A 26911-nucleotide genomic window follows, 5' to 3' on the forward strand; every position below is an offset into this window, starting at 1 on the left:
ACTATATATTCACCTTAAGGTGAATATATGGCCGATTCGTTATTGGAGCCGCAATTAATAAGGTTGTTGAAAATAATGGAAAATAAATTTGTAACTTGCTAAAAAATTATGTTACCTATAAATAAAAATTAAATTATGGGGTAACAATGAAAAGTGAATATTTAGTTAAAAAAATAATGACGAAAGGGGGAGAAAGATTTTGTATGATATTAAATTCAAACTCTGGCCTGCCGTTATACTATCAAAATATATATCTTGGTTTGCTTGGGCGACAGAAAAATAAGTCGTTCAATACTATATTGAGAAACGCCTATGTTTTGATCCTTTTTGAAAAATACTTGATTAAGGAAAATATAAGTATACTCGAAAGAGTAAGTAACAAGACTTTTTTAAGCTATACAGAGTTATATTCATTATCAGAGTTTCTTAGAGTGAAAAGGAAGAAACGTAAAATAATTGATATGGTAACATACAAAAAGGTTAACGAAGAAAACCTACATTATCGACTTACAGTTATTAGCGACTATATATCATGGATTTATGACTCGTTTTATAGAGGTTCTGTGTATGAAACAAATTCATTGCTAAAATTCATTAAATCCAACTTTCAAAAGCATAAACCTAAGATAACTTCATATTCTTATATGAGCGATAATTTCAAATCTTTAGAGCCTATCCCAATAGGGTTTTGTTCCAGACAATGACACCACAGGCAAAATGCAGCATCGCCTCATAATTCTCGACCTTCTTCTCCCAACGAGTCAGGACACGGCGGTAGCGATTCATCCAACTGTGTGTTCTCTCTACAACCCAGCGGTGAGCCTTAAAATCCGTGTATTTGATGGCCTCTGACTCATCCTTTCGTGACTGGATATGAGGTTCATAGCGACGACTTTTCAGATACGATTCCAGCCATTCCGCTTCATACCCTTTGTCCATGCACAACCGGAGCCTCTTGCCCGGTCTGCCCGTCTGGAGGGCATCGAGCGTATCCGTAACCAACTTTATGTCGTGCGTATTTGCTCCGGCAACAACCAGTGCAAGCGGTAGCCCGTTCCCGTCAGTCATCAGACTGCGCTTTACGCCCTGTTTCCCCCGGTCTGTAGGGTTCCTGCCTGTTTTTTTGAGCCTGCCAGCGGTGATTTGGTTATACAACCATCCATCGACAGCCACGACCAGTCAATAGAGTCCAACTGTTCGCAAGCAAGCAACCCATTTTGCCAGAAGCGTTCAAATACTCCAGCATCTCGCCACTCCTGAAATCGGCGATGAGCAGAGCTTGACGAGCATATACCGGTGGCATTCAGCGCATTCCATTGGCAGCCCGTCCTGAGTACGAAGAAAATGGCGTTCATTGCAGCGCGATTATCAACCCGCTTGCGGTGCGTACCCAGCGGGTGTTGAGTTTTATGCTCCGGGATGAGTGGAGCCATTTTCTCCCAGAGTCCATCACTGATCTGCCACTTGTTGCCCGCCACGCTTCGCCCTCAGAAATTATCATATTTTATTATCTGACAATTCCTTTTGGGATAGGTTCTTAGAAAAAGAAACTGTAGAAGCTCTACTGGAATGTGTCAGTCCTGAAAGCGAATACAATCCATTTGAGAGGAATTGTCGGAAAAGAAATCAACTTGCTATATTAATACTTTATGAAACTGGAATGCGAGGAGGGGAGCTTTTAAACTTAAAGATATCAGATTTTAAAAGAAAGCAAAGATATCTGAAAATATCCAAAAGAATAAATGACCCAGAAGATCCCAGAGTATTTCAACCACTCGTAAAAACGGTTGAGAGAGAGATTAATATCAGTGAAAGGTTATGTATGCAGATAAGTTCATATATTGAAGGTGAGAGATCATATCATGCTAAATGTAAGAATCATGATTATCTATTGGTTACTCACAAATCCGGAGTTACAGAGGGATTACCATTAACCATAAGTGCATATAACAAAATTATGAGAAAAATAAAAGAAATTGAACATGAAGGAAGCTCTTTCAGACACTTCACTGGACATTGTTTACGACATACATGGAACTATATATACAGCTTAAAGTATATAGGTGTAACAGACCCATATAAATTAAACGAGTTAGATAGAATCCGGTGCATTAGAATGGGTTGGAAAGTAAACTCAAAATCAGTTCTGATTTATAATAATAGATTTATAAGCGAAGAGGCTTCCAGGGCTTTCCAGGAAGCAGATTTACTGAAAGAAGAAAAAATAAATAATAATAAAGGAGGAGTGAATGGAGAAATCGATTTTAGAAAAACTCTCGGTATTAAAAGTAAAAGATAGCGGATTTGAATTCAATGTAAATGATAATGTTTGGGTTCTTAGTAAAGACATAAAGTTGAATTTGTTATATTTAGAAAATACAATCAACTTATCTTTATTATCACTTGTAAAAGAAACTCTTGCATATACCGCTGTACATTTTAGCTCTGCTTATACGAGAAAGTTCTACTTTGCCATTAAGAAATTAATTGTATTTAATAATGGTGAGTTGAAAGAGTTTGAGTGTGGTTTGTTGAAACGGTTCTACAATACATTCTTAAAAATAAACTATACGCATGTAGAAAGTATGAAGTACTTTCTAATAAAATTTCATGAGTTACACAATAAAGTCTTAAAACAAGAGGTTATAGATTTAATCTCAAAATGGAAAGTCGCAAAACCCAGGACAACTACGGCCTATAATGAAAGGCAAAAATACTTAAGGCCACTGCCTGATAATGAAATGAAGCACTTAATATTTAGTATTACAAAAGAATATAATGAAGGCAACATAACCATGAATGATTATCTTTTGGTTATGCTACTAATTTATACTGGTCGAAGACCAATGCAGATAGCACAACTTAAGATAAAAGACCTTTATATTAAAAATGAAGGTAATTATTTAAATATTCCGAGATTAAAACAAGGTGGGAAGTTTCGAACTGATTTCACTGAATTGAAAATTAGTGATAATTTATTTGATTCATTATCCGAGCTTAAAGCCATAGTTAAAGCTTTTGCACAAAATGAAGCTCAGGATAAATTAAGCAAAGAAGAATTAGATAATCTCCCATTATTTATTGACCCAAGCTTTTTTAATTCTGGTTATAATATTAACGAATTTTATGAAAATAACTTTGTAAACTTGCATATGAGTTCAAAGACAATTACAAGTCGATTGCAATCTGTTCACCGTAGAGTTAGTGGTAATAAAAATTCTACAATAAACTCCCGACAGTTAAGGATTACTCTGGCAACAAGACTTGCTCAAAGAGGATATGGGTTAAGTACTTTAGCTAAAGTTCTGGATCATACAAATTTGAAATCCGTACTATCTTATGCGAAAAATAACGAGGAGTTTTCGTTCAGAATAGAACAAGCAATTAATGAATCAATAAGCCCCTATGCTTCTTCATTTCTAATGGATAGTGAGGGTATCACATTCAAAATGGTTGAGGATTTGATTAATATAAATAAACTAACTAATCAATTAATATCCAATCATTCAAAACAATCAGAAGTAGAACTATTGGTTGCTTTATTCGCAAGTGTAGAGAGTAAAATCAATACAATAATAAAGTTTCTTAACACTGAAGAGGAATAAATACCATGTATTTTAAAAATTATGATTTTTTCGCAAATGAAGTAAGAGTTCAAGCAGAAAGAGACAATATAATAAACTGGAGTAGCCTATCATGGGGGAAAGGAGTGGCTTTCAAAAAGTTTAGTTATAAAATAAATGATATAAATATGGGGGAGCATTTTCAACAGTTAGCGAAAGTCCTTATATATAGAGAATGTTTCCCTAATGTGCATAAATCACTGATTTATCTGACAACAATCAAGCTTATGGAATATTCATATATGGAATTAAATGTTGATCTTCATATCGTTAACTTAAATTCTGAAATTATATTCAATATTGTAGATCAAGCTGAAAAACATTACTCAATCAATCGTGCATGTGCAATAGAAAAAACACTGAAAGAAATTTTAGAAGTCTTAGCAACCAAAAACATAATAAACCCAAGACTCAGCAGGTTTAACACCAGGTTGAGAGGGATTTCAAATAAATCAGCAAGGGATATTTCAGAACACAATAATGTTAAAAAGAAGTTACCCGAAGACGATGTGATTGATTTTATAGGTAGAGTATTTCGTTCTGAAGAAAAAAGTGAACGAGATATATTTACCACCTCTATTATAGCTTTACTTCTTTGTGCCCCTACGAGAATATCTGAGATCATAAACCTTGAAGTAGATTGTGAAGTTGAAGGGACTGATTCTGAGGGAAAAGCTACTTATGGCATTCGCTATTTCTGCGCAAAAGGGTATGGTGATAGTATTAAGTGGATTCCAAGTAATATGAAACCAATAGCCAGATTAGCTATCCAAAGGTTAAAAAATTTATCTCATACAGCAAGGGCTATCGCTGCTATCCGCGAAAATGGTGAATTAGAATTTTACAACCTGTTAGGAACAGAACCAGAGGCAAATGATTTTTATACAAAGCTGTGCGATATTTTGAATATAAAAAAAAAAAAACCCCTTTAATATCAGAACACAAAATGTCTTGGCAAAGGTCGAAGAGGAGAGAATTAGTGCAAAAGAATTTTGGAACGAAGTTTTAAATTATGTGGAAAAAACAGATCATTGGAATGATTTTTTTATTCCTACCAAACTCAGCAATAAACTCTTACTGTTAGCTAAAGATCAATTGCATATGAAAAAGGGAAGTGACTTATTTCATGTTGCACCTGCAACTAAAAAATTATTTTTTGCAGACTTCAAGAAAAGATCAGGTGCAGGGAAAGATAGTGCTTTAAATTTCTTTCAAAGGCATAAATCGTTACAACCAGATGGTATGAAAGAAGTGTTTAGAAGCCATCAGCCACGGCATCTTTTGAATACGCTTGCTCAAAGGGCTATGTTATCTGAGGTGGAAATAGCATTTTGGTCAGGAAGACGAAGTGTGGAACAAAATAGTGTTTATGACAACAGAAGTTGGGAAGAATTGAGAAATATCGAGAGGAAGGTGTTATTTTCCGAAGAAATGTTATCTGATTTAGGAGAAGGAGTTAGATTTGAACTAATTGCTAAGATCAAAGAGAATTTAGAATCACTGCGCAATAATTATGAATTATATAAAAGCCAGCATGATAATCAACGAGTGAAAATACTTATTAAGGAAATTAAAGAAATCGATAAAATCATAAACCATATCATTAGATATTACAATAAAGGTGACGAACATGAGCAAAAAGTTTAGTAGTAAAGATCTTGAATTTATTCTTGATAAAATAAACAGTTGGGAAGGGGATATAACTTGGATTGGCATTTGTGGCTCGCTTGAAGAGCATTTTGGGAAAAAACCATCACGACAAGCTCTTTCAAGACATGCAGTAATAGCTTATGCATATCAGCAGAAAAAGAAAAGTAAAGGTGAAACTGTTAAGCATATTAAAAGTCCTCAAAGTCTTGCCTATGCTTCGAATAAAATCAATAAATTAGAACATGAAAATGCGAGATTACTAAATGAGAATAATAGACTTCTTGTTATGGTTAGAGACCTTCAGATGGTCGCATACAGCAAAGGTCTTAGAGAAGATCAAATTTTTTCCAAAAACAAAAAATAATTTTAATATTAATAGGTTTTGTCTATTGATATTTTTTAAATGTGTGGTAATTATATATGTATTGTCAGGAAGACAAAATCAAATTTTGCAAGGATGCAACTTATGAACAAAAACAATTTTAATTCAGTAATGACACTTGAAGAACAGCTTATTGTCATCGTAGATAAGTATATCTCGAAACGATATCAGCCACATGATAAAAGTTTTTCTCACCAGTTGTATTTGATATTTGTTGGGTACCATTTGAAATATTTTTATCCCAGACAGATCTACACCCGTTCTAATCGAAACATAGACAACATCATGACGATGTTTAGTTCAGTATATAAATGCCTTACAAGTAATCTGTTACAGCGATTAAACAATAAAGAAGCTGTTCTTAGAGAACTAAACTCTCTTGTTAATTATATAGATGATAATCAAGAAAAAGCAGAAGAAATCTATACAGCCTTTAAAACTCAATATGAGATAAAAGCAATAGAGAAAGAACTAACCCATGAAGTTGTTAGAGTAAAAAATGTTAGATTATAAAAGCTCCCGAAAGGGAGCTTCATCCTACTAATTTACTTTATTAATAACTTCCTACTTGCCAGCCATCATCTGATTTTATTAATTTAACTGTTCCAGCTTGCTTTGTTCCGCTCATATCCATAATTATATTGCACTTATAGCTTATATCAGATTCTTTTGTGCAATCTACTTTTTTTACTGAAGTCAGATAGCTTCCAGTCCATTTTCGCATAGCTTTAAAAATATCATCTTGGGAAGGCTCACTGCTACATGCAGTAAGAACAAAAGCAGAAATAATAACAGCAAGAACCGAAGATATTTTCATTAGACTTGTTCCTGATTAAGTATTTTACTGGAGAATGCCAGATTTTGTATTGTTATTATCAGTAGAGAATGTCCATTTGCTTACGGTTTCTCCATTGAAGTCGATTTCGAGAGTTCTAGACTGAGTCTGGGAACCGCCCGTTAGCAAACCGACAACAGGGATAAAAGTCGAGGCATTGAACTGATTGTTATACATGAAATATCTCCATTGCTCGTTGCCATCGTCAAGAGTCGTTCTAGTGTCAGGCTCACCAAGTTGAGCAAGTAGCTCTGCCTTAGTTGTTTTGTTTTTAATTATTTTTGATTGTAGACTTTGAGCAGTTTCATTTTTAATCTTTTGGTTCCCTGATGTTGAGCAACCGGTAATTAAGCATATTGCAATAAAAAAGGATGTAACAATAATTTTTTTCATTTAATGATCCTTATTATATTTGACCAGGGTTAGCTTTTATGTGTGAAAACGGCTCTGTGTGCAAATTTCTTACGTAAATAAAATCTCAAAGAAATTGCTGATGCAAAATAGATAACGACAGTTAATATAAAACTTTGACTGATAGCGAATATGAAGAAAGCAATCGCTAACAGCACAATTCCTATTAGTAAAGCTAACCAGGCTGAAACGGCTCCATATTTGATGGTTGAATGACAACCGGTGCAGACACGGACACCAAACGGACTCTCCTGAAAGCAGAACGGGCACTTAATTGTTTCGTTTTTCATAGCAACCCCAGGGTAGAAGATTTACTGCGTGTTTGTAGGGATTCTCGATGGCTGGCTGTCTAAAGTAAAATCACTTGTACCGATCGATGATCGTTGGTCGATAGGTTATATCTATCATAATTGAGTTATAGATCTGTAATAACGATCAATATTTTCTTGACTAAACATAAATCTATTACTATGTGATAGAGTGCATTTACGAAAGGAATTTGTAATTGACTGTCTATAAACGAATTTTTATCACGTTGTTTAAAGGTTTCATTGAGTAGATATTTGAGAAGGTCGTGTGGGTTTTGTGAAGAATGGTCTTACCAAAGCTTCTCAGAAGCTCAATGTATTGCTTTAGAGAAGCAAGCCACGCTACGAAACTGAGATGCTTTTGCTGTTTAACTGCATTCTTTTGAAGAATCTTTTCAACGATCTCGTTTCGTCTGTCTTCGCTGAGTCGCAGTTCGATTTCAGCAATTTTGTCGCCTATGCTCTCGCCTCGCACAGTCGCTCTGGCAATCTGTTCTACAGGAACAGGAACAGGAACAGGAACAGGAACAGGAACAGGAACTTCCTTGGTCTGTATATCCTTTCGCAGAGCTTCTAAGTGATCCGGGTTGTAGTTAAGCTGCTTTTGAAGATTTGCCCATGAATAGCTCTTGCCTAACTGGGAAGCTTTGAAAGCTATTCCTGTGTATTCGAAAGAGAACCCGTTCATTTTACCTGTGCTTGCGACATTCGCCGTCCAGCCTACTTCTGCTTCTTCCAGCCTCTTGATAAAAGTTAAAAGGTCAGGTGTATTTGCCAAACTTTTATCAAGTATCTGTTGGAGAGCTTCTTTAGGGGAGGGAATGCCTGTTCTTCGGGATAGCATCTCTTCATTACGGGAGATTTTTCTCCGCTTTACTTGCCTTGGCTTCTTATGCTGGGCTGTCTCAATGAGACCATATCTGGTTTCGAGTTCACTAATGATTCGAGTGCTGATAAGGTTCTCATTCTTGCCTAAGTAGAGCTTCCCGCCATTGAGATCTATGCGACTTGCAATAATGTGTATGTGCTGACCAGCCTGATCATCATGAAGAACATAGCAACGGAGGTGTGTATCACCGAACCCCATTCGCTTCATGTAATCGTCAGCAATTCGCTTCCATTGTTCGTTGGTAAGAGATTCTCCCTGGGGTAATCGAAGTGAATTGTGCCACACAGGTTTTGCCACATCTGAGCGAAGCTCTTTCGTAAGGTTAAATTCGTCGATTAACTCTTGTGAGCAATCACCTGTCATGTTGCCACCAATTACTTCTGGAACGGTTCTATGGTGTGAGCCTGGCTTTAACACATAGAGAACCACACCTGAGAAGCTCTTACCCCTTTTGATCTTCTGCATTCCTTTCATGCGAAAAACTACCTTACGGACGGATCAGAACCTGTAAGACATGAGCGAAGCTCTTTAATCTGCTTTTTAACAGCGAAGATCTCTGTTTTCGTCAGTTCACTATTACTGCTTTTAGTATCAAGGTGGATTATTAGACGATTTAGCTTTTGAGATATATCAGACAATGATTGCCAAACTTCTAAATTGATTGCAGGAATGGTCGGAGGAAGCTTTTGAAGTGATGCCATGCGAAGCCATTCACCTTTGCGTTTATCACCACGGCTTGCATTGAGAAGCTCTAACTCTTCTTTATTTAATCGTACACTTACACAGTGTATTCGCAATGATTGAGATTTATTATCGCTAATAGGCTTGAAATTATTTGTATACGACAATGTTATCATTTTACCCATATAAACTCCTTTTTATATATTTATTCGCTTTAAAGTGAGCAATTCCTTTGCAACACATTATATATTTATAGTGGAAATGCAATTCATGTCAATGAGTTAGGTTAGACTTTGACTTTCTTTTTCAACCGAAGGGCGAAAAACAAGGGAACTCAAAGAAGCGGAGCTTCGATGAGTTAGCCCTTGCTTTTATATATGAAGCTATTTTTTTGATATGTTGATATTAAACCATACCTCAATAATTTCTATCAATAGAATACATATATTATTAGTGATTGCATCAAAGCGTTTTATATCAACTTCTTCTTCGATGTTGAAACCGAAGTGTATTGTAATAGAAGCTAGAACTTCTTCATAATTCGTTTTTTTATCACCATTGAGTTCGCCGAGTAAGCCAGTCGTTCCTCTTAATTTCAGATAGAAATGTATTTTTTCTTGGGCGTCGGCCTTGAAGTTTAACTGCTCATCAAAAAGTGCGTTGTACAGTTTTTTCTTGTTAAGTGTTTCTATCAATTCCTTGTGTTCGCTTGTATTTTCTTTTAAATAAGAATAAAAATCACGCTCTTTGTTCAGTGTGTTGTTGTTTTTCGCATTTATTATCGCCAGTTTATAATTATATAGGCCTATAAAAAATACAAAAATAGGTATGAGTATTAATGATTGCTTCAGAAGAGATATTGGAGTTTTAAAAATTTCTTGAGCATTTAATACGCAATTTTCAGAGAAGCAAAGATGTAAATCTCTTGTCCTAACTATATCTATGCAGACAATTATCGCAGCGGTAATCATTGAGATGAAACACAATGTTACAATTATGATGATGGTATAGGAAATTATATCAGTTAAAGGCTTTTTAATTCTCATTCTTAATTGGACCTATTTGTCTTAACCGTGTTCTAAATTCATCTGCTTCAACTGGATATAGTTTTTTTAATATATCTAAACGAAAAACAACTTGAAAGTACCTACTTTTGTATCTTTCTGTATGACCAATGCTAACATGATCTTTCGACAAGTTTGATATAACACGATTAATTCTTTTTATTTCTTTATGCTCAGGAAGAGGATCGCAATGCTTTTTTAGAAGATTTTTAAGAACTGGGTAATCAGGACAATCTACACGCTTAAGTTTCGTTATTTTACCTTTCACAGAAAAATATTTCTTGTGATAACTTGGTTGCATTCGGATTTGATCTCGCCCATAACCGGTCCTTACAACTTGGTGTACTTGTGTTTTTATGTTAGTTCTTTCAGTTTTAGTAAATCGTGGCGTATCATGCTCAATACATAATCCGTGAACTTTAAATGATTGTGGCGATTTAGCAGATAGAAGTTTTGTTTTCTCACTATTTACAGTCAATTCTTTTTGTTTAATAAAGTTAGAAATAACAGACTCAACAAACTTCCAATCTTCCTCTTTATTTAAACGGGATATTGTTATGTCATCAATCAAACGAGTATATCTGAATCCAAGCTTACGAAGATAACTGACTTTGCTTGGCTCACAATCATGAAAATATAAGTTGGCTAAATAAGTACTCGTTGGTGCGCCTTGAGGAACGAAACCTTCATATGTTGTTAAAGTTGTTAATATATTGGAAACTTCATCTGAAAATCTGAATAACTCTTTAAAAATTTGATAAACAAATTTTGACTTCATCGTTGGGAAAAAATTTTCGATATCCATTTTTACAAGGATTTTAGATTTGCAGTGCTGTTGGGCACACAAGATATAATCGCGAGGATTTTCTTTGTCAGGAATAGAGCCGTAAAGGTAATCTGGAAAATTAATTTGGCTGAAAATTTTATTGTTTATTTTTCTTAGAATCGATTTCAGCATTCGGTTTGGTGCATATACAATTCTATGACCACCGTTCTTTTTTTCAATTGGTGGCTTTATGTAGTAAGCTTTTTCTACACCATCGGAAATCAGCTTTTCAAATTTATCGATATCACTTATACCCAATAAGGCAAATAAGCTTTCTTTCTTCTGAATGGGGGTGAAAGTGTTTTTGAAAGAGAAATCCTTAGCCATGTGATCCTTCTTAGATAAAAGTTAGCGTCCTCACGGCCAGGAAGGGCAGTTGAATCCGAGGGAAGCAACGCAAGAGTATAAAGTCCACCCCACCTTCACTAACTTTTTCCAACTGTGTACTGTACTCCGTGGTCTAGCTTTCGCATGGCTCGCCAGAGTGCACCCAGAAAGACCTTTCGGTCGTCCTAGACTTAAGGACAGGTCTTCTTGCTTTAACGCTTCCATTTTCATCAAGTGAGGTATTCGTCCCACAACTAATTTTTACCAGAAATCTGATTGATCTTAAAGTCTTTTTTACACATTATAAAATGTATGCCATATGTATGCTAAGTTTTTCTAAATTATAAAATTAACCTAAAATACAATTAGTTGCTTATTTAATTTCATACTGCTGCATCATGGGGGTGTGGGCGTCGAGATTGTCGATTTTACTCATGGGGTGTTATCCAGATCCCTGATTAATAGTGTAAAGCGAACTTTTTCATTTTCGTTTTTGTCGCAAGGGGTGGCTATGATAACGGAGATAGCTATTTCAGGGAAAGCGGCGAAATCGAAAGTCGGGATCGCCGTTTAACGGGGATGCGCCCCTGGGCATATGTCCGGCGACGCGCCAAAACGGCGCGCCGCCGGATGGTGTTAGCCAAAGCGCGGAAGCAGGTTAAAAGTGCTGCCAAACCAGCACAGAATGACCGTCACGCCAAACAGAATCACCACGGCAGGAATCGCTTTACCGCCCCAGACGGTAAATATTTTATCCGGAAAACGCTCGCGCGATTTCAGGGCGAGGAAGGCCGGGACGATGACTGCCCAGATTGTCGCGCACAGCCCGGCGCCGCCGATGGCGTAAATAAAACCGTTGGGGAAAATCAGGTACAGTGCGGCGGGCGGTAAAAAGGTCAGTAGCAGCGTTTTGAAGCGGCCGACGGGGGTGTTGTCCATTTTGAACAGGTCTGCCAGATAGTCAAACAGCCCCAGCGTGACGCCAAAGAACGAGCTGGCAACCGCCAGGTTAGAGAATATCAGCAGGAAGAATTCGATGACGCCGCGCTGATTGGTGCCTAAAAACGATTTCACCAGCGAGTCAACGTTGCCACCCGAGGCAATAATTTCCTTAAAGTTGCTGCGGTGGATATTGCCCATGGTGCAGTATAGCCAGAACAGATAAATCACCAGCGCCAGCAGCGAACCGAATACGATACTTTTGATTAGCTTATCTTTGCGCTTGCCGTAACAGATGATCAGGCTGGGAATGTTGCCATGGAAGCCAAACGAGGCAAGGCAAACCGGCACCGCCATGAGTATGTACGGGAAGTAGCTGCTATGGCCTTCCGGCGCGGCAATGTCCCGCAGAATGGAGTAGTCGACCTGGAAGAAAAACGAACCAAATACCACGATAAAGGCGATAATTTTGATGCCGAGGAAAAAAGAGGTAATGCGGCTGGCGGCGAGCGAGCTGAACCACAGCACTGCCGCGACAAAAATGGCGCTGCCGATGCCGACAATACGCGGGTTGACGTGCGTCCCGGTGTTGATGGCGATGGTTTCACTGATAATCGCGCCGTTGGCTGAAATATAGGCGTAGGTCAATATATACAGCACAAAGGCCACGGTAATACCGCTAAGCACATTCCATTTATTGCCAATCAGATCTTTCGTTATGGTATTAAAGCTTGAGCCAACGGGGTAATTAAGATTAGCTTCTAATAAAAGCAGGCCGGAATGAAGCATTGAAAACCAGGCAATAATTAAAATAAATGCGCCCCAAAAAAACCAGGCTCCGGCAAGGTCAACCGGCAAAGCAAACATTCCGCCGCCGATGACGGTGCCGGCAATGACCATAATTCCCCAGAATGAGGAATGTTTTGTATTTGAATCTTCGTCCATGGCTTTCCCTTGTTGATAACGTTTAAGTCAATGCTTTCGTCAGGAACAAACTATGACGCCAGGTAACAAGAACCCGAATGACCCGCTATCAGCAGGGCCATTCGGGTCAGTGGTTAATTAGACTTCTTTTAATTTTGCCGTAAAGTGACGCAGTACTTTCGGCTCGTAGGTGAAGGTTAAACCTTTAATATTGGCCGCATTCTCTTTAACGTGGCCGAACGCTTCGATAATAAAGTCCATATGCGTTTGGGTGTAGGTGGCGCGCGGAATAGTTAAGCGCAGCAGCTCAGCCGGACACGGCAGCTGTTTGCCGGTTTTCGGGTCGCGGCCCAGCAGGAAAGAGCCGATTTCGACGGCGCGAATCCCCGCCACTTTATACAGCTCGCAGGCCAGCGCCTGGGCCGGGAACTGCTCGGCCGGGATGTGCGGCAGCAGCTTGCCAGCATCGACAAACGCCGCGTGGCCGCCCGCCTGCTGGCAGGTCACGCCAATCGCCTCCAGGCCGTCGACCAGGTACTGAATCTGCGCAATACGATAGGCCAGCCAGTCCTGATTCATACCGTCGTACAGGCCTACGGCCAGACGCTCCATCGCACCGCCTTCCAGACCGCCGTAAGTCGGGAAGCCTTCCTGTACGACGCAAAGGGTTCGGCATTCGGTATAAACATCGAAGAAGCTGTCGTCTTTAATACACAGCAGGCCGCCCATGGGCACCATGGCGTCTTTCTTCGCCGACATGGCCAGCATATCCGCATATTTGTACGTCTCGCGGGTAATCTCTTCAATGCTCCAGTCCTGATAGCCCGGCTCGCGCTGTTGAATAAAGTAGGCGTTTTCCGCAAAGCGCGCGGAGTCCATCACCACCGGAATATCGTATTTTTTAGCAATCGCGTACATTGCCTTGAGGTTTGCCAGTGAAACCGGCTGGCCGCCCGCAGAGTTACAGGTAATGGTGGCAACAATATACGGCACGTTATTCGGGCCAACGGTTTCAATGCCGTGCTCTAAGCCCTGAAGGTCAAAATCGCCTTTAAAATCATTACGTACGGCGGTGTCGAACGCTTCTTTGGTATACACGTTGCGTACGGTACAGCCGTTAATCTGGCTGTGGCCCTGGGTGGTGTCGAAGAAATAGTTGGAGAACGCCACCATTTTGCTGCGGTCGAGGCCTTTTTCCTGCTCGCGTTTTTTAATCAGTACCGGAATATAAATTTGCTCGGCGCCGCGCCCCTGGTGGGTGGGGATAGTGTGCTGGTAACCAAAAATCTCTTTTACCGCGTTGCATAACGCATAGTAGCTGCGGCTGCCGCTGTAGGCTTCATCGCCGCGTAACATTGCCGCCTGCATATTTTGCGTTACCGCACCGGTGCCGCTGTCGGTCAGCAGGTCAATAAAGACGTCTTCACTATCGAGCAGGAACGGGTTCATTCCAGCCTGAATAATGGCGTTGTCGCGGTGCTCACGGGTGGTGCGTTTTACTGGCTCAATAACGCGAATACGGAAAGGCTCTGGCAGATGTTTAAAGTTATTCATGGTGTTATCCTCAATTTTTTGGCAAGCGTATTCCGCTGACGTCGATAAAAATCAATACGTCATTTTTAACGTAATAAGCATGCCCGCTTCCGCTTTCTGTATTTTGGTTGCAATAAATACGGCGCGTATAATAACCGGCGCAACAATATTGCTGACCTTAATCAGAAATCATGAAATAGGTATAGGTATCCGAAACAGATAATGATAAATCTGTTGTCAGAAATATTTATCAGGAGGCGTGAGAGGCGTTAAGGACGGTGATTGACAATAATGCTGTCAATATTAAACCACTTTGACGTGTTATAGGTTAGCGTGCGGATGTTCATAATGTATGTTCTCCATTAGACACAGGCATACATTATTAGATTTAATATTTTTGTCTATTCCCAACCTATTCAATTGTGAATCTGGTCACGATTGATTCAGTAGATGAATCTAACGCCCGTCAGGGCGCCAGATAAACCTGCGGAACCGCCGCGTCCGGGTGCGTATTCATGCTGATATCCGCCCCGTACCAGCGATGGATGATCGACTGCTGGATGACCTCATGCGGCGTGCCTTGCGCCACCAGCTTACCCTGATGCAGTAAGAGAATGGTATCGGCCCACAGTGCGGCAAGGTTGAGGTCGTGAAGCACAACACAGACGTGCAGCTCGTTGCGACGGGTAAGTCTTTTTAGCAGCCGCAGCAAATGCTGTTGATAAAAGAGATCCAGCGCTGAGGTGGGCTCGTCGAGAAACAGCCAGCCCTTTGGCCCATCGCCGTGCCACAGCTGTGCCAGGCTGCGTGCCAGCTGAACGCGCTGCTGCTCGCCGCCGGAAAGCGCCGGGTAAGGGCGTCCCGCCAGATGAGTGCAGCCTGTTTCCACCATGACGCGTTGAATGAGCGCGGAATCGTCCTGCGCCCCCCACGGTGCGCGCCCCATGGCGATGACCGTTTCAACCGGCCAGTTGGCGTTCAGCTGAGTGCGTTGCAACATCACCGCGCGACGGCGGGAGAGGGCGGCAGCGGACCATTCGCTAAGCGGCTTGCCTTCTATGCGCTGTTCGCCGCTGTCGGCGGCTAAAAAACCGGTCAGCAGCCGCAGCAGAGTCGATTTTCCTGCGCCATTAGGGCCGATAAGCGCGGTGACTTCACCGGGCCGCAGCGTGAGTGAAACGCTATCAATCACCCGCCGTTTCCCCAGGCGTAGCGACAGCGCGCGGGCAATATAGTGTTTATCCATGAGCGGATCTCTCCTGGCGGAATATCAACCATAGGAACCACGGCGCGCCAAGCAGGCTGGTGAGTAGCCCCACCGGCATTTCGGCGGGCGCGGCGACGGTGCGGGCCAGCGTATCGGCAATCAGCAGCAGGATAGCGCCCGCCAGCAGCGAGCCTGGCACCAGACCGCGGTGATCTGGCCCCAGCCACATACGCATCAGGTGCGGAACCACCAGACCGATAAATCCAATCACGCCGCTGATGGCGACCGAGGCGGCGACCAGCACGGCGCTGCACAGCAGCATCAGACGCTGCACCATGCGGACGTTAACGCCGAGGTAGTGGGCCTCTTCATCACCCAATTGCAGCAGGTTGAGGCGCGAGGCCATCCACCACACCGCGAGGGATGACGGAATAATCAGCGTCGCGGCGACCAGCAGCGTCGGCCACTCGGCCTGCCCGAGGCTGCCCATTCCCCAGAGTGAAAGCTGGCGCAGCTGCGTGTCGTTGCTGATCCACGACAGCATGCCAACCAGCGCGCCGCATAGCGCATTGATGGCAATGCCAACCAACAGTAGCCGGGAGAGCGAACCGCCGCCGGTTTTACTGAGGATAAAAATCACCGCCATCACCACCAGGCTGCCGATAAACGCTGCCAGCATCGGGGCATACAGCGCCACCAGCATCGGGACCGAAATCGGCAGAATCAGCCAGAAGGCAACCGCTAGCGCCGCGCCGCTGCTGATACCGAGTAACCCCGGGTCGGCTAACGGGTTGCGAAAGAGGCCCTGCATCACGCAGCCAGAGAGCGCCAGCGCGCTGCCCACTACCAGCGCCAGCAGCACCCGCGGCAGACGGATGGTGAGCCAGATATGACGCAGCACTTCATCGCCGGACGGCCACAGGCTGGTTAACGGCAGCCGCATGGCACCAAGCGTGGTAGCCAGCATCGTCAGGGCCAGCAATAGCAGTACCATGAGCCACAGCTGGCGGGAGACGGTGATGCGCATCAGGGCAGCTGCTCCGCTTTTTGCCGCAGCTGTTGCAGCGCCTGAGGCGTACGGGGGCCGAAGCCCAGCAGCGCCATGTCGTCAATCACCAGCACCTGCTGATGACGACCGGCGGGCGTTTGCGCCAGGCCCGGCAGCTTCCACAACGAGGCTTCGCCGCCCATGCCCTTCAGCCCATCGGCGGAAATCACCACCAGATCCGGACGGCTGGCAATCACCCCCTCCTGCGACATCGTGCGATAGTGGTCAAAGCCCTGCATGGCGTTTTGCAAACCGGCGAGTTTTATCGCTCCGTCTGCGGCCGTTTGCTGGCCGGCGACCAGCGCCCCGGAACCTCCGTGGCTGAGGATGAATAGCACCCGTTTGTTCAGCGCCTGAGGCGAGATTTTTGCCATCTGCTCATCGAGCGTTTTACGCAGCGCCTCGCCCTGCGGCCGTTTGTCGAGCGCGTCGGCGATAACGCTGATTTTGCGTTCCATCGCCGCGGTGTCGTAGCCGCCAGGCACGTTAACCACCTTCACCTTGCTGCCTTCTACCTTTTGCAGTACCAGCGACGGCTGCGCCTGGCTGCTTGCCAGAACTAATGTCGGGCGCAGCGAGAGAATACCTTCCGCGTTGAGCTGGCGTAGGTATCCTACGTCCGGCAGCGATTGTGCTGCCGTGGGCCAGGTGCTGGTGCTGTCGCGCGCCACCAACTGAGGCTGTGCATCCAGCGCATAGACGATTTCCGTGACGTCGCCGCCGAGGGTGATAATGCGCTCGGCGGCGTTGGCGAACAGCGGCAGGGCCGCCAGCAGAATCACTAGCCGTTTCATACGGTCTGGCCTTCCGCGGTCAGACTGTCGACCTGCGCGCGCCACTGTGCCTGTTCCGGATGACCTTCGCTGCGCTGGCCGTACAGTTGAGCAATCTGTGTGCCGTCTTTAGCAAACAGCTCCACGCTGGTGACGTGGCCGTCGACGGTCGGTTTACGTGTCACCCAGATTTCGTCAATCGTTTCTTCGCGCAGATGCAGCGTAAACGTACGGTTGAAGATGTTGATCCAGCCACGCATTGGCGTCAGCTTTTCCAGCGTGCCGGTGAAGATCTGTACGCAGCCGCGGTTGCCGACGAAGATCATAAATTCGTTGCCGTCCTGTTGAAGGGTCTCCAGCAGGCGGGGCAGTGCATCCGTATCAATACGGCAGGCGAGATCGTCACTTACCAGGCGGAAGGCCTGTTGGCGCGAGAGGTTGTATTTGCGCAGCAGCACGAAGAACTGATGAACGTCGGTCATCGCGCGCCACGCTTTTTCCAGCGCCGCGCCGTCGGCTGTGTCGGCGTAGCGGGCGCTTTCCGCAGGGCGGATAGCCAGCGGCGTTGGGGTATTCTGGGTATGCTCGGCAATCAGCGCCTGCCAGGCTGTGTGGTCCGTGGCATCGGTGGTGTAAACCTTCAGTACGGCATCACCGTGCGGATCGAAGAACTGGATGCTCTCACGTCCCGCCTCGTTGAGGTAAAACGCGCTGGCCCATTGGCTCAGGAACAGACGCAGATCGAGCGCGCGCGGGTTCAGCACCAGGCCCGCGTGGCCGTCGAGATGCTGGTGGGTAAAGGCTCCCACCTGCTCGTGGACCGCATACTCATTACGGCAGATGCATTTTGTTTCGCCGACGCTCTCCAGCGCGGCGAGGAGCGCGCGGGCGTTATCGTGCAGGCGTACGGCGTCGTGGCCGACACGGGCTGCGGTTAGCTCGGCTTCGCTGATACCCATTTCCGCGGCGATGTCGCGGGCGTATTTGGCGGTGCCGTTGGCTTTCACGGCCTGATAGCGCTGCCACAGTTCGGCGGGTGTGTTTTGCATGGCTCTCTTCCTTATAATTTCCCCGGCCAGCGGCCGGGTGCAGGTTTAGGGTATGTTGTTATCAGAAGTCGACGTTAATGCCCAGCTGCCAGGTGCGGCCCGGCATGACCGCCAGCGACTTATCGTTGGCATCCTGGTTTGTTGACGTTTCAATATTGCGGCTGCTCAGATAGTCCCAGTATTTCCGGTCGGTCAGGTTATACACGCCACCGTTGATACGGACGTTCTTCGCCACGCGCCAGTAGGCCGTCCAGTCGAGCATGCCGTAACCCGGTACGCGCATGTATTGGCTGGTGGAATCGGTGATTGCGCTGCCGGTATTGGTATAGGTTTCGCGGTTGGTGGCAGTCGCACGCTTACCCTTCACAAAGGTGGCGGTCAGGGCGGTGCCGTAGCGTTTCGCCGGGTCATCCCACGCGACGCCAACGATGGCCTTCATTGGCGCTACGCTGTCGAGATCAACGTACTTATCGCCGTAGTAGCTGGACTTCGATTTCCCTTCGCTGTAGCCGTAGGCCAGCGTTGCGCTCAGCCCGTCGACCTGTTCAAACCAGGTGCCGAAGTTGAACTTCGTGCTGATCTCCCCGCCGTAGATATAGGCTTTATCGCGGTTTTCCGCCTGATAAATGGTGTAAATGTTTGACGGTACGTTAGTGAACTGACTCGGGTTATTCGAGCGGGTGTAGCGGGTGTAGGCAATAAAGTTTTTATAGCTGTTGTAGAACAGGGCGGTACGCAGGGTGATCCCTTCAGTGACTTCGCCCTTCATTCCCCATTCGAGGTTGTCGCTGGTCTCGGTTTTCAGATCGGTATTGCCGATCAGCGCATACTGGCCGCGGCCCGCATAGCTGGAACCGAGATTCCATGAACCGTACAACTGGCTGGTGTTCGGGAATTCCGCGCCGCGTTTGTACTGCAGGTAGGTCATCATGCGCGGCGTGATGTCGTACTGGAAGGTCAGCGACGGCAGCGCCTGGGTATCCGCATTTTTCCCGTACAGCGTGGCAACCGAGGATTCGGTCAGCACCGTGCTGTTGGTGGTCAGGCTGGAGAGATTCTCCGGCTTGGTTGACTGATGCACGACGCGAATGCCGGGGATCACCGCAAAGTTGTGACTGTCGAGATCGAAGTTGATCTGATCCTGTAAGAAACCGGCGATCGTGTAATCGCGGCTGTCCGCTTCCGGCTGCATGATCTCACTGTAGACGCTCGGGATCGGCGACTGGCTGAACGGACGCTGAGTTTTCGTGGTGCTGGCATTGAAGCCCGCGCTCAGGTCATGGCGGCCAAGGGTTTTCGCCAGCGCCGTCTGCATACCCCAGGTATCGGTGTCGTAGTTGGAGTACACCGTCTCCATCGTTCCGCTGCTGCTGTCTGGCATCCAGGTGCGGTCATGTGCCTCGGTGTGCTGGTAGTACACTTTGGTTGAGACGCTGTCGATAACGTCATTCATCGGCGTCCAGTCGTCTTTGAGGCTCAGGCCCCAGCGGCGGGTCTGGCTGGTCTGCTGCGCATCGCCGATAGTTTTGCTGCCGCTGTCGTTCCACACATCGTAATGGGTGTGATTCGTTTTATGGTAGTAGTCGAGGGTACCGGTCAGCTTGTGTTCATCGTTCGGTTGCCAGATCCCGGAAGTCATAAAGGCGTCGGAGTGCCAGTTTGCCGGATAAGCATCAACACGGGTGCTGTTGGTGGTTGTCTGCTGGCCGTCACGACGGCTGTAGACGAAAATCCCGCGCAGGGTATCGTCGCCGCCTGCGGCGGTCAGGCCGTTGTGCCAGCTGCGGTCCGAAGAGTCATACTCACTGCGGTAGCTGAAGGCGCTGGTTTTGCCGGGATGCAGGTAGTCATCTGCCGATTTTGGCTTGAAGGAGACGTTACCGCCGATGGACGTGTTGGCGGTTTCGGTGTCGGTTGCGCCGGACTGAATATCCACGCTGCCGTACATATACGGATCGATGTAGTCACGACCGATGCCAAAAGTATTCAGCCCGGCGCGGCTGACATAGCTGCGTCCGGTTGCGTTCGGTTGGGCGATACCGTCAACATCGATGCCGACGCGGTTGCTCTCCAGACCGCGGATGTTATAACCCGTGTAGCCGCCGCGGTCGAAACCGCTCTTGCCGTTACCTGAACCGCCGCTGGCGCCGGTTGCGCCGATCAGCGGTTCGTAACGCATGATAGAACCAAAATCGTTGGCCCCTTTATCCTGCAGCTCCTGCGCGCTGACCGCATGTTGGCTACCCGGTTTGAGAAGCGGCGCGGGCGCGGTAACGGTCATCTGTTCCGCGCTATCTACGGCGGCGGTTTTATCCTGTGTTTCAGCCGCGCCCGCGGACGTCTGATAGAGTGCTGCGAGCAATGAGGTCACCAGTAGGCTTTTCTTGTGCCACGCCTCTGATTGAATAGATTTGTACATAGTTGCCATGCCTTCATCGTTATTAGTATTGGCTCACGCGACGCTCCCAGCGTCGGCTTTTCCTTAAGCGTTATGACGTTGTCCCATTTTTATCAACGCGAATAGTAATGATAGGTATTATCATTTGCAATAATGTTTGCAAATAATTCTGTCTCTATGCAACAATTTATTTACACTTTAAGCTTTAATCTTTTGTGAGAACGTTATGACGCAGAAAGCCGCCATTACGATTACCTACTGCTCTCAGTGCAACTGGATGCTGCGCGCCAGCTGGATGGCGCAGGAGTTGCTGCACACCTTCAGTACCGATATCGCCGCCGTTACGCTGGTGCCGGGAACCGGCGGAATTTTTACGATTACCGTGAACGAGATGCTGGTGTGGGATCGCAAGCGGGACGAGGGCTTCCCGGATGCCGCCGAGCTTAAGCGCCGGGTACGCGACGTCTGCTTCCCGGAGAAACCGCTGGGCCACGTGGACAAGCACGACGGATAAAGCGGCTGCCAACGCATCACTAAATGTGTATTATTAATGCATCTTTAATGGTGAGGAACGGACTATGCCAGGCAATCGCATTCGTCGTGAAAAACAGACCATCAGCAGCATGATTACGCTGTATCAGCGCCGCTGCCCGCAGGCGCTGGATGACGCCGGGCACTATCAGGCGCTCAACGATTATGCCGATAAGCGGCTGGATAAGTGCGTGTTCGGCGAGGAGAAACCGGCTTGTAAACAGTGTCCGGTGCACTGCTATCAGCCGGCCAAGCGTGAAGAGATGAAGCAGATTATGCGCTGGGCCGGGCCGCGCATGCTCTGGCGCCATCCGATCCTCACGATTCTTCATCTGCTTGATGACCGGCGTCCGGTGCCCGAACTGCCGGAGAAATACCGGCCGAAAAAATAGCCCTCACAGGGTGCGGCAGTGACGGCGATACTCCGTCGGCGATCGCGCCGTGTGCTTGCGAAAAATCCGGCAGAAATAGTTGCTGTCCTCAAAGCCGCAGTGGTGGGCAATCTCTTTAATTTTCAGTTCATACCCGCGCAGTAATTTCTTCGCCAGCTCCAGACGTACGGCGGTGAGGTATTCATTAAAACCAACGGTGCTGGATTTCTGGAACAGGTGCGACAGGTAGTTTGGCGTAATGTGGAACTTCCGCGCGACGGTTTCACGGCTGAGTGCTTCGGCGGCGTGTTCGTCGATGTACTCCTGAATCGCCAGAAACAGCTCTTTGCTTTTACTGACCGTATCGGCCAGATGCGTAAGCTGATCGATACAGTGGCTCAGCAGCCCGCTGAGGACAATCTGTGCCGTTGGCACCACCGGCCGAATGGCCAGCTCGTTTAACGCCAGTAGCAGGTACGACCCCACTCGCGGGCCTAGCCTGGCGACGTGCTGTTTGCGAATCTCAACGAATTTTTTGCCGTCGAAGCGTTGCAGGCTAAAGCCCAGCTTCTGCTTACTGAACAGAACGCTCAGCGTGGTGGCAGGGCCGTGCCACCGCGGGGCATTCCAGCGATTGCCTGGTATATACAGTGCCTGCATCGGGCCAAGCGGTTCCTGTAGGCAGCCGTCTACCAGTTCACCGTCCAATACGATCTCCAGCCGCGGGAATGATACGCTCATGGCCAGCTCCGGTGCGGGCTGCAACGTTTGCGGAAAACGCACGACCAGTTCACCCTGGCGGGCAAGCAACTGCTCCAGCACGGGGACGAGGGATTGCTCTGACATGCTCATGTCCTGGTTATTATTCTGGATTTTGAATCTCATCACACTTTATTTTGCTGTACACAAAAATCCAGCGTTGTGTAGCTATCTCATACAGAATGCCGACCGCTCGTGCAGTAACTTTTCATACATGTTGTGAAATAGTTAACAAAAGAGAGGCGATATGGACAAGCAAGCGGCATTCTGGCTGGATGCACTGGGCGCCAACGGCGAACTGTCGGCCACGATGAAACATGAGCTGGATACCCAGGGCTATACGATTGTGCACGGCGTGGCGGATGCCGACTGGCTACATGCGATGCGCGAGCGTATTGACTATCTGGTGGAGCTGGAAGGCGAGAACCTGGCGGTGGAACACCATCAGGAAGAGACGGCGACGCGCGTGGCGAATCTGATTAACAAGGGCGTGGTTTGGGAAAAGGTCTGGTCGCATCCGCTGATTCTGTCAGCGTGTCGCTATATCTTTGACGGAGGATTTAAAGTGTCCAGCCTCAACGCCCGTGAGGCGCTGTATAACGGCGGTCATCAGCCGCTGCATGCCGACTGGAAAAAACCGCGTCCCGACTTCCCGAAGGTGCATCTGGTGAATACTATCTGGGCGATTGATGACCTGTACGCCGCCAACGGCGCGCCGCGTATCATCCCCGCTACGCACCTGCGCCCGGAGCTGCCGGAAGATGTATTGAAAGACGTAGGAGCACCGCATCCGGATGAGGTGATTTTTGCTGCGCCAGCGGGCAGCGTGATGATTTACAACGCCCACGCGTGGCACGGTGGCACCACGAACCGCGAAGGCTCGCGCCGCCGCGTGCTGCACGGGCTGTATATCGACCGGGCGGATACCGCGCAGCAGGATCAGCGCCGCTGGTTAACGCCGGAAACGGCGAGCCGGTTAACCCCGGCGCAGAAGTGGCTGTTGGATGTGGAATAACGCCATGCATTAGCGTTTTTTATAGGCCCGATAAGCGTAGCGCCATCGGGCAATTTGTTGTGCCGTGCCGGATGGCGGCGTAAACGCCTTATCCGGCCTACAGGTTTTGTGCGGGACTAGCCCCCCATCACCACCCGATACCCCGCCTGTTCCACCCTCGCCCGAATTGGCGCAATCTCTTCGGCTTCCGGCGCTTTTATCCCTGCCATTGCCCACTCACGCGCCAGCAGGGAATACTTCGGCTCGCCGTACTGATGGAACGGCAGAAGATGCACTTCCTCAACCGGTAGCGGTGCCAGAAACGCCAGAATCTGGGCGACGTTCTCGGTGCTGAGGGTGTAACCGGGGATCAGCGGCAGCCGTGGAATCACCTTAATACCTTCCGCGACCAGCAGGCGAAAGTTCTCCAGCACCCGCGGCTGGTTCATGCTCAGCACCTGGCGCGCCTGCGCGCAGTCCATGATTTTGAGATCAAACAGCACTTCATCGCAGGCCTGTGCCAGCGGCAGCAGGCGGCGAGGGGAGGTATCGCCCGCAGTTTCAATGGCGGTGCGAATACCCCACTGTTTGAGGCGCTGCAAAAAGCGGGTGGCGAACTCGGCCTGCATCAGCACTTCGCCGCCGGAGAGTGTCACCCCGCCGCCGGACGCGCGGAAGAACACCTCATCTTTGAGCACTTCCCGTTCGAGAGACTCCAGCGTCACGTCGCGGCCAATATGCTCCCACGCGCCCGACGGACATTCGTCGGCATCCTGCAAACAGGTGGCGCAGTGCAGACACTTGCTTTCCCGGCGGACGGTCTCAATTTTTGGCGACATCGACTCCGGGTTGGCGCACCACGGGCAGGTATGTGGGCAGCCTTTGAAGAACACCACGGTGCGGATGCCCTGACCATCGTTTAACGAATAGCGCTGGATATTGAAAATGCGCGCCGTGTCGGCGCGCGTCTCAATCACCTCACAGCTGATGCGCGGTGCGGCGGATAATGTCATCCTGAATCTCCTTCGACAGCTCAACAAAGAAGGCGCTGTAGCCCGCGACGCGCACCACCAGACCGGCGAAATCCTGCGGTCGTTGCTGGGCTTCGCGCAGGGTCTCGGCGTTTACCACGTTGAACTGAATATGCTGGAGCTTGAGCTTGGTAAAGGCGTGCAGGAAATCCGCCAGCTTGTTGAGCCCGCTTTCCCCTTCCAGCGTCGCCGGGGTGAACTTAACGTTCAGCAGCGTGCCGTTTGAAAGCAGATAGTTATCCAGCTTGCTCACCGACTTCAGCACCGCCGTGGGTCCCTGACCGTCCTGGCCGACCATTGGTGACAGCCCGCCGTCCGCCAACTGTTCGCCGGCCAGACGACCATCTGGCGTCGCGCCGACGACCGAACCAAGCGGCACGTGCGCGGAAACGGTATAAGATCCAGGGGTAAACTGACCGCCGCGCGGGTTACGGTATTTTTCGACCTCTTTACAGTAAAAACGCAGCAAATCGGCGCTGATGTTATCAACATCATTGATGTCGTTACCGTACTTCTCAAAGCGGTTAATCAGCCGCGCGCGGACTTTTTCCCCCTCCGGCGTGGCGAAGTTGGCCTTCAGCACCGTCAGCAGCTCATCGAAGCTCATGCGCTGCTGATCGAACACCATGCCTTTCAACGCATGAAGCGAGTCGCTCAGATTGGCGATACCGATGCCCTGCACGCCGGAGAAGTTATAGCGCGCGCCACCGTCGGTTATGTCTTTGCCGTTGGCGATACAGTCTTCAACAAACGAAGAGAGCAGCGGCACCGGCGCCCAGTCGCGGTGGCCGATATCGCAAATATTGCTCCCTTCCACCATCAGCTTGATGTAGTGGCGAATTTTATCGCGAATGCTGGCCAGCAGGCCGTCGTAGGTAAGGTGCTCATCGCCTTCGTGCTCCAGCATAACGATCTCCATGACCTTCAGCAGGTTGAACATCGCGATGTCGTGCAAACCGTAGGTGCGACCAGGAATCGATAGCTCGACGCAGCCCACCACCGCGTAGTCGCGGGCATCTTCCAGCGACACGCCACGGTTGAGGAACGCGGGCACCACGACCTCATCGTTGAAGATTTGCGGAATGCCGGTGCCGAGGCGCACGGTTTCGGCGGTTTTGCGCAGGAACGGGCGGTCGATCAGTTCGTTGACCCGCACGCCGAGGTTCGGCTGCGGCAGACGCACGTTCTGGTAGGCATCCAGGCAGGTAAAGGAGAGGATATTCACCGCGCTGCGGCCGTTTTCGGTCAGGCCGCCGAGCAGGGCGGTGTAGCCGGTCGGGAAACCGGCGAAATAGCGGGCACTGCTGGTGGATCGCAGCAGCACGATGTCGTTGCATTTCACCCACAATGACTCCAGCAGCTCCTGCATGAACGCCGGGTCCTCGCCGTGGTTCAGCGATGCCTGCCAGAACGGCAGCATGTACTGGTCAAAGCGGCCGAGCGAGATGGAGCTGGCGTTCGACTCATACTGCAAAATGATGTTCATGTACCAGAACAGCTGGCAGGCCTGCCAGAAGTTTTCCGGCTTCTGCCCGGCGTTATGGCGCGAGACGCTAGCGATGGTCTCCAGTTCCTGACGACGCTGCGGGTCAGGGCAACGGCTCGCCATCTCATTGGCCAGCGCGGCGTAGCGCAGGATGTGGCGCTGGGAGGCTTCCAGCAGAATCAGCACCGCCTGGTAAAAGGCGTTATCCGGCTGTTCGCGCAGATGGGCGTGCATCTCATTAACCAGCGCGTCCAGGCCGTTATTCAGCAGGCGCGGATAGTCGATGATGATATGGCCCTGGCCTTTGTCGGTCTGGTTGACGCTGAATATCTGCGTGCTGACGGCAGCTTTCACTTCGTCGGTCATCTGCGCGTTGATGAAGTCCTTCATCGAGCGCTTTTCCCAGTACGGGAACAGCTCGTCGCGGTACAGGCGCTTGTCGTCGTCGCTGATATTAAAACGGTCCTGCGGGCGGGTTGGGAACTGGTCCAGCTCTTTTAGCAGCCAGTACGGGTCCATCTCCGGCGACATAATCCCGGCGCGCGGTTTGATGGTGCGGTTGCCGGCAATCAGTTCATCGTCGCGAATGCTGATGGCGACGTTATCGAGAATATGAGCGGTGGCTTTGGCGCGGCGAATGATGACCGGCTCGCCGTCGGTCTGACGGTGACTTTCAGTGTAGAGGACGGCGCGCTCAAGGGAGATTTCGCGCGGGTTGGCAAAGAGGGCGTCTTTCAGGCGCTGGATACGATTAGTCATTTTGCGGGCTCCTCGGGAGATTAACCTGACGTTTCTTATGGCTTCTACGTTAGGCAAATGCAGGGCTGGGAGACAGAAGAGAATGAGGTGATTTACTGGATTATTGTGATCGA

Annotated in this window: 27 protein-coding genes and 1 pseudogene; 9 read left to right on the forward strand and 19 right to left on the reverse strand. The window is 47.9% G+C overall.

Annotated elements, in window-relative coordinates; genetic code table 11:
- Positions 1 to 672: 672 nt before the first annotated feature.
- Positions 673 to 1478 (reverse strand): annotated as a pseudogene (locus tag H7R56_RS05450) (IS5 family transposase).
- Between the two features lie 23 nt (positions 1479 to 1501).
- Here H7R56_RS05450 and H7R56_RS05455 point away from each other — a divergent pair.
- From H7R56_RS05455 to H7R56_RS05475, 6 genes are all read left to right on the forward strand, one after another.
- A complete protein-coding gene (locus H7R56_RS05455) occupies positions 1502 to 2299 on the forward strand; it encodes a tyrosine-type recombinase/integrase (protein WP_227674738.1) in 798 nt (265 codons plus the stop codon).
- A complete protein-coding gene (locus tag H7R56_RS05460) occupies positions 2250 to 3605 on the forward strand; it encodes a site-specific integrase (RefSeq protein ID WP_001547659.1) in 1356 nt (451 codons plus the stop codon). Before H7R56_RS05455 ends, H7R56_RS05460 begins: the two co-directional genes overlap by 50 nt.
- 5 nt (positions 3606 to 3610) lie before the next feature.
- On the forward strand, positions 3611 to 4555 hold the full coding sequence (locus H7R56_RS27625; RefSeq protein WP_227674727.1) for a hypothetical protein: 945 nt from the start codon (positions 3611 to 3613) through the stop codon (positions 4553 to 4555).
- A 19-nt stretch (positions 4556 to 4574) separates the two neighbouring features.
- Positions 4575 to 5270 (forward strand): hypothetical protein, encoded by a 696-nt coding sequence (locus H7R56_RS27630; protein ID WP_227674728.1) that lies wholly within the window; start codon positions 4575 to 4577, stop codon positions 5268 to 5270.
- On the forward strand, positions 5254 to 5637 hold the full coding sequence (locus H7R56_RS05470) for a hypothetical protein (RefSeq protein WP_001547656.1): 384 nt from the start codon (positions 5254 to 5256) through the stop codon (positions 5635 to 5637). The genes H7R56_RS27630 and H7R56_RS05470 overlap by 17 nt, the downstream gene beginning before the upstream one ends.
- 102 nt (positions 5638 to 5739) lie before the next feature.
- Entirely contained in the window at positions 5740 to 6168 is a 429-nt protein-coding gene (locus H7R56_RS05475; RefSeq protein ID WP_001547655.1) for a hypothetical protein, read from the forward strand.
- Between the two features lie 40 nt (positions 6169 to 6208).
- Here H7R56_RS05475 and H7R56_RS05480 read toward each other — a convergent pair whose 3' ends face one another.
- The 15 genes from H7R56_RS05480 to H7R56_RS05550 all read right to left on the reverse strand — a co-directional run bounded on the left by H7R56_RS05480 (position 6209) and on the right by H7R56_RS05550 (position 20888).
- A complete protein-coding gene (locus H7R56_RS05480; protein ID WP_001514484.1) occupies positions 6209 to 6472 on the reverse strand; it encodes a hypothetical protein in 264 nt (87 codons plus the stop codon).
- Between the two features lie 24 nt (positions 6473 to 6496).
- A complete protein-coding gene (locus H7R56_RS05485) occupies positions 6497 to 6883 on the reverse strand; it encodes a hypothetical protein (protein ID WP_001547654.1) in 387 nt (128 codons plus the stop codon).
- A 29-nt stretch (positions 6884 to 6912) separates the two neighbouring features.
- Entirely contained in the window at positions 6913 to 7191 is a 279-nt protein-coding gene (locus tag H7R56_RS05490; RefSeq protein WP_071592644.1) for a hypothetical protein, read from the reverse strand.
- A 223-nt stretch (positions 7192 to 7414) separates the two neighbouring features.
- Positions 7415 to 8572, reverse strand: coding sequence for a relaxase/mobilization nuclease domain-containing protein (locus H7R56_RS05495; protein ID WP_163424524.1), 1158 nt, complete (start codon positions 8570 to 8572; stop codon positions 7415 to 7417).
- Positions 8573 to 8580: 8 nt separating this feature from the next.
- Complete coding sequence (locus H7R56_RS05500) at positions 8581 to 8964, reverse strand: hypothetical protein (RefSeq protein WP_001547652.1); 384 nt, start codon at positions 8962 to 8964, stop codon at positions 8581 to 8583.
- Positions 8965 to 9162: 198 nt separating this feature from the next.
- Positions 9163 to 9825, reverse strand: a complete 663-nt coding sequence (locus H7R56_RS05505) for a retron Ec48 family effector membrane protein (RefSeq protein WP_182928542.1) — start codon at positions 9823 to 9825, stop codon at positions 9163 to 9165.
- Positions 9815 to 10996, reverse strand: a complete 1182-nt coding sequence (locus tag H7R56_RS05510) for a reverse transcriptase family protein (RefSeq protein WP_001547650.1) — start codon at positions 10994 to 10996, stop codon at positions 9815 to 9817. The genes H7R56_RS05505 and H7R56_RS05510 overlap by 11 nt, the downstream gene beginning before the upstream one ends.
- A gap of 636 nt (positions 10997 to 11632) precedes the next feature.
- On the reverse strand, positions 11633 to 12880 hold the full coding sequence (gene tnaB / locus H7R56_RS05515; protein WP_106928214.1) for a low affinity tryptophan permease TnaB: 1248 nt from the start codon (positions 12878 to 12880) through the stop codon (positions 11633 to 11635).
- Positions 12881 to 12997: 117 nt separating this feature from the next.
- The gene (gene tnaA / locus H7R56_RS05520) at positions 12998 to 14413 is read right to left on the reverse strand and encodes a tryptophanase (RefSeq protein ID WP_106928216.1); all 1416 of its coding nucleotides are present in this window, start codon (positions 14411 to 14413) and stop codon (positions 12998 to 13000) included.
- 248 nt (positions 14414 to 14661) lie between these two features.
- Positions 14662 to 14739 carry a tryptophanase leader peptide gene (gene tnaC / locus H7R56_RS28025; RefSeq protein ID WP_106928434.1) on the reverse strand — a complete coding sequence of 26 codons (78 nt, stop codon included), beginning with the start codon at positions 14737 to 14739 and terminating at the stop codon, positions 14662 to 14664.
- 119 nt (positions 14740 to 14858) lie between these two features.
- Positions 14859 to 15638, reverse strand: a complete 780-nt coding sequence (locus H7R56_RS05530) for a heme ABC transporter ATP-binding protein (RefSeq protein ID WP_106928218.1) — start codon at positions 15636 to 15638, stop codon at positions 14859 to 14861.
- Positions 15631 to 16626, reverse strand: a complete 996-nt coding sequence (locus H7R56_RS05535; protein ID WP_106928220.1) for a FecCD family ABC transporter permease — start codon at positions 16624 to 16626, stop codon at positions 15631 to 15633. Before H7R56_RS05535 ends, H7R56_RS05530 begins: the two co-directional genes overlap by 8 nt.
- Positions 16626 to 17441, reverse strand: a complete 816-nt coding sequence (locus H7R56_RS05540; RefSeq protein ID WP_106928222.1) for a heme/hemin ABC transporter substrate-binding protein — start codon at positions 17439 to 17441, stop codon at positions 16626 to 16628. The genes H7R56_RS05535 and H7R56_RS05540 overlap by 1 nt, the downstream gene beginning before the upstream one ends.
- Positions 17438 to 18469 (reverse strand): hemin-degrading factor, encoded by a 1032-nt coding sequence (locus H7R56_RS05545; protein WP_106928224.1) that lies wholly within the window; start codon positions 18467 to 18469, stop codon positions 17438 to 17440. The genes H7R56_RS05540 and H7R56_RS05545 overlap by 4 nt, the downstream gene beginning before the upstream one ends.
- A 61-nt stretch (positions 18470 to 18530) precedes the next feature.
- A complete protein-coding gene (locus H7R56_RS05550; RefSeq protein ID WP_106928226.1) occupies positions 18531 to 20888 on the reverse strand; it encodes a TonB-dependent receptor domain-containing protein in 2358 nt (785 codons plus the stop codon).
- Positions 20889 to 21093: 205 nt separating this feature from the next.
- Here H7R56_RS05550 and H7R56_RS05555 point away from each other — a divergent pair, with 205 nt between their 5' ends.
- Together H7R56_RS05555 and H7R56_RS05560 are read left to right on the forward strand one after the other, a co-directional pair.
- On the forward strand, positions 21094 to 21381 hold the full coding sequence (locus H7R56_RS05555) for an Rdx family protein (protein ID WP_106928228.1): 288 nt from the start codon (positions 21094 to 21096) through the stop codon (positions 21379 to 21381).
- Positions 21382 to 21445: 64 nt separating this feature from the next.
- A complete protein-coding gene (locus H7R56_RS05560; protein ID WP_106928230.1) occupies positions 21446 to 21790 on the forward strand; it encodes a nitrous oxide-stimulated promoter family protein in 345 nt (114 codons plus the stop codon).
- 3 nt (positions 21791 to 21793) lie between these two features.
- Here H7R56_RS05560 and H7R56_RS05565 read toward each other — a convergent pair whose 3' ends face one another.
- Positions 21794 to 22615, reverse strand: coding sequence for a helix-turn-helix transcriptional regulator (locus H7R56_RS05565; RefSeq protein ID WP_106928232.1), 822 nt, complete (start codon positions 22613 to 22615; stop codon positions 21794 to 21796).
- Between the two features lie 160 nt (positions 22616 to 22775).
- Between H7R56_RS05565 and H7R56_RS05570 the strand changes: the two genes are divergently transcribed.
- A complete protein-coding gene (locus H7R56_RS05570; RefSeq protein ID WP_106928234.1) occupies positions 22776 to 23543 on the forward strand; it encodes a phytanoyl-CoA dioxygenase family protein in 768 nt (255 codons plus the stop codon).
- 116 nt (positions 23544 to 23659) lie between these two features.
- Here H7R56_RS05570 and H7R56_RS05575 read toward each other — a convergent pair whose 3' ends face one another.
- The gene (locus tag H7R56_RS05575; protein ID WP_106928236.1) at positions 23660 to 24535 is read right to left on the reverse strand and encodes a [formate-C-acetyltransferase]-activating enzyme; all 876 of its coding nucleotides are present in this window, start codon (positions 24533 to 24535) and stop codon (positions 23660 to 23662) included.
- The gene (locus H7R56_RS05580; RefSeq protein WP_106928238.1) at positions 24501 to 26798 is read right to left on the reverse strand and encodes a formate C-acetyltransferase; all 2298 of its coding nucleotides are present in this window, start codon (positions 26796 to 26798) and stop codon (positions 24501 to 24503) included. The genes H7R56_RS05575 and H7R56_RS05580 overlap by 35 nt, the downstream gene beginning before the upstream one ends.
- Positions 26799 to 26911 lie beyond the last annotated feature (113 nt).

Source organism: Klebsiella sp. WP3-W18-ESBL-02 (assembly GCF_014168815.1).
GTDB classification, from domain to species: domain Bacteria; phylum Pseudomonadota; class Gammaproteobacteria; order Enterobacterales; family Enterobacteriaceae; genus Kluyvera; species Kluyvera ascorbata_B.

Coding starts and splice junctions, on each gene's coding strand:
- H7R56_RS05500 (WP_001547652.1), bottom strand. CDS start 8,964: ATGGGTAAAATGATAACATTGTCGTATACAAATAATTTCAAGCCTATT.
- H7R56_RS05530 (WP_106928218.1), bottom strand. CDS start 15,638: ATGGATAAACACTATATTGCCCGCGCGCTGTCGCTACGCCTGGGGAAA.
- H7R56_RS05480 (WP_001514484.1), bottom strand. CDS start 6,472: ATGAAAATATCTTCGGTTCTTGCTGTTATTATTTCTGCTTTTGTTCTT.
- H7R56_RS05550 (WP_106928226.1), bottom strand. CDS start 20,888: ATGTACAAATCTATTCAATCAGAGGCGTGGCACAAGAAAAGCCTACTG.
- H7R56_RS05565 (WP_106928232.1), bottom strand. CDS start 22,615: ATGTCAGAGCAATCCCTCGTCCCCGTGCTGGAGCAGTTGCTTGCCCGC.
- H7R56_RS05535 (WP_106928220.1), bottom strand. CDS start 16,626: ATGCGCATCACCGTCTCCCGCCAGCTGTGGCTCATGGTACTGCTATTG.
- H7R56_RS05555 (WP_106928228.1), top strand. CDS start 21,094: ATGACGCAGAAAGCCGCCATTACGATTACCTACTGCTCTCAGTGCAAC.
- H7R56_RS05540 (WP_106928222.1), bottom strand. CDS start 17,441: ATGAAACGGCTAGTGATTCTGCTGGCGGCCCTGCCGCTGTTCGCCAAC.
- tnaA (WP_106928216.1), bottom strand. CDS start 14,413: ATGAATAACTTTAAACATCTGCCAGAGCCTTTCCGTATTCGCGTTATT.
- H7R56_RS05570 (WP_106928234.1), top strand. CDS start 22,776: ATGGACAAGCAAGCGGCATTCTGGCTGGATGCACTGGGCGCCAACGGC.
- tnaC (WP_106928434.1), bottom strand. CDS start 14,739: ATGAACATCCGCACGCTAACCTATAACACGTCAAAGTGGTTTAATATT.
- H7R56_RS05470 (WP_001547656.1), top strand. CDS start 5,254: ATGAGCAAAAAGTTTAGTAGTAAAGATCTTGAATTTATTCTTGATAAA.
- H7R56_RS05575 (WP_106928236.1), bottom strand. CDS start 24,535: ATGACATTATCCGCCGCACCGCGCATCAGCTGTGAGGTGATTGAGACG.
- H7R56_RS05510 (WP_001547650.1), bottom strand. CDS start 10,996: ATGGCTAAGGATTTCTCTTTCAAAAACACTTTCACCCCCATTCAGAAG.
- H7R56_RS05545 (WP_106928224.1), bottom strand. CDS start 18,469: ATGCAAAACACACCCGCCGAACTGTGGCAGCGCTATCAGGCCGTGAAA.
- H7R56_RS05490 (WP_071592644.1), bottom strand. CDS start 7,191: ATGAAAAACGAAACAATTAAGTGCCCGTTCTGCTTTCAGGAGAGTCCG.
- H7R56_RS05475 (WP_001547655.1), top strand. CDS start 5,740: ATGAACAAAAACAATTTTAATTCAGTAATGACACTTGAAGAACAGCTT.
- H7R56_RS05580 (WP_106928238.1), bottom strand. CDS start 26,798: ATGACTAATCGTATCCAGCGCCTGAAAGACGCCCTCTTTGCCAACCCG.
- H7R56_RS05485 (WP_001547654.1), bottom strand. CDS start 6,883: ATGAAAAAAATTATTGTTACATCCTTTTTTATTGCAATATGCTTAATT.
- H7R56_RS27625 (WP_227674727.1), top strand. CDS start 3,611: ATGTATTTTAAAAATTATGATTTTTTCGCAAATGAAGTAAGAGTTCAA.
- H7R56_RS05460 (WP_001547659.1), top strand. CDS start 2,250: ATGGAGAAATCGATTTTAGAAAAACTCTCGGTATTAAAAGTAAAAGAT.
- tnaB (WP_106928214.1), bottom strand. CDS start 12,880: ATGGACGAAGATTCAAATACAAAACATTCCTCATTCTGGGGAATTATG.
- H7R56_RS05505 (WP_182928542.1), bottom strand. CDS start 9,825: ATGAGAATTAAAAAGCCTTTAACTGATATAATTTCCTATACCATCATC.
- H7R56_RS05560 (WP_106928230.1), top strand. CDS start 21,446: ATGCCAGGCAATCGCATTCGTCGTGAAAAACAGACCATCAGCAGCATG.
- H7R56_RS05495 (WP_163424524.1), bottom strand. CDS start 8,572: ATGAAAGGAATGCAGAAGATCAAAAGGGGTAAGAGCTTCTCAGGTGTG.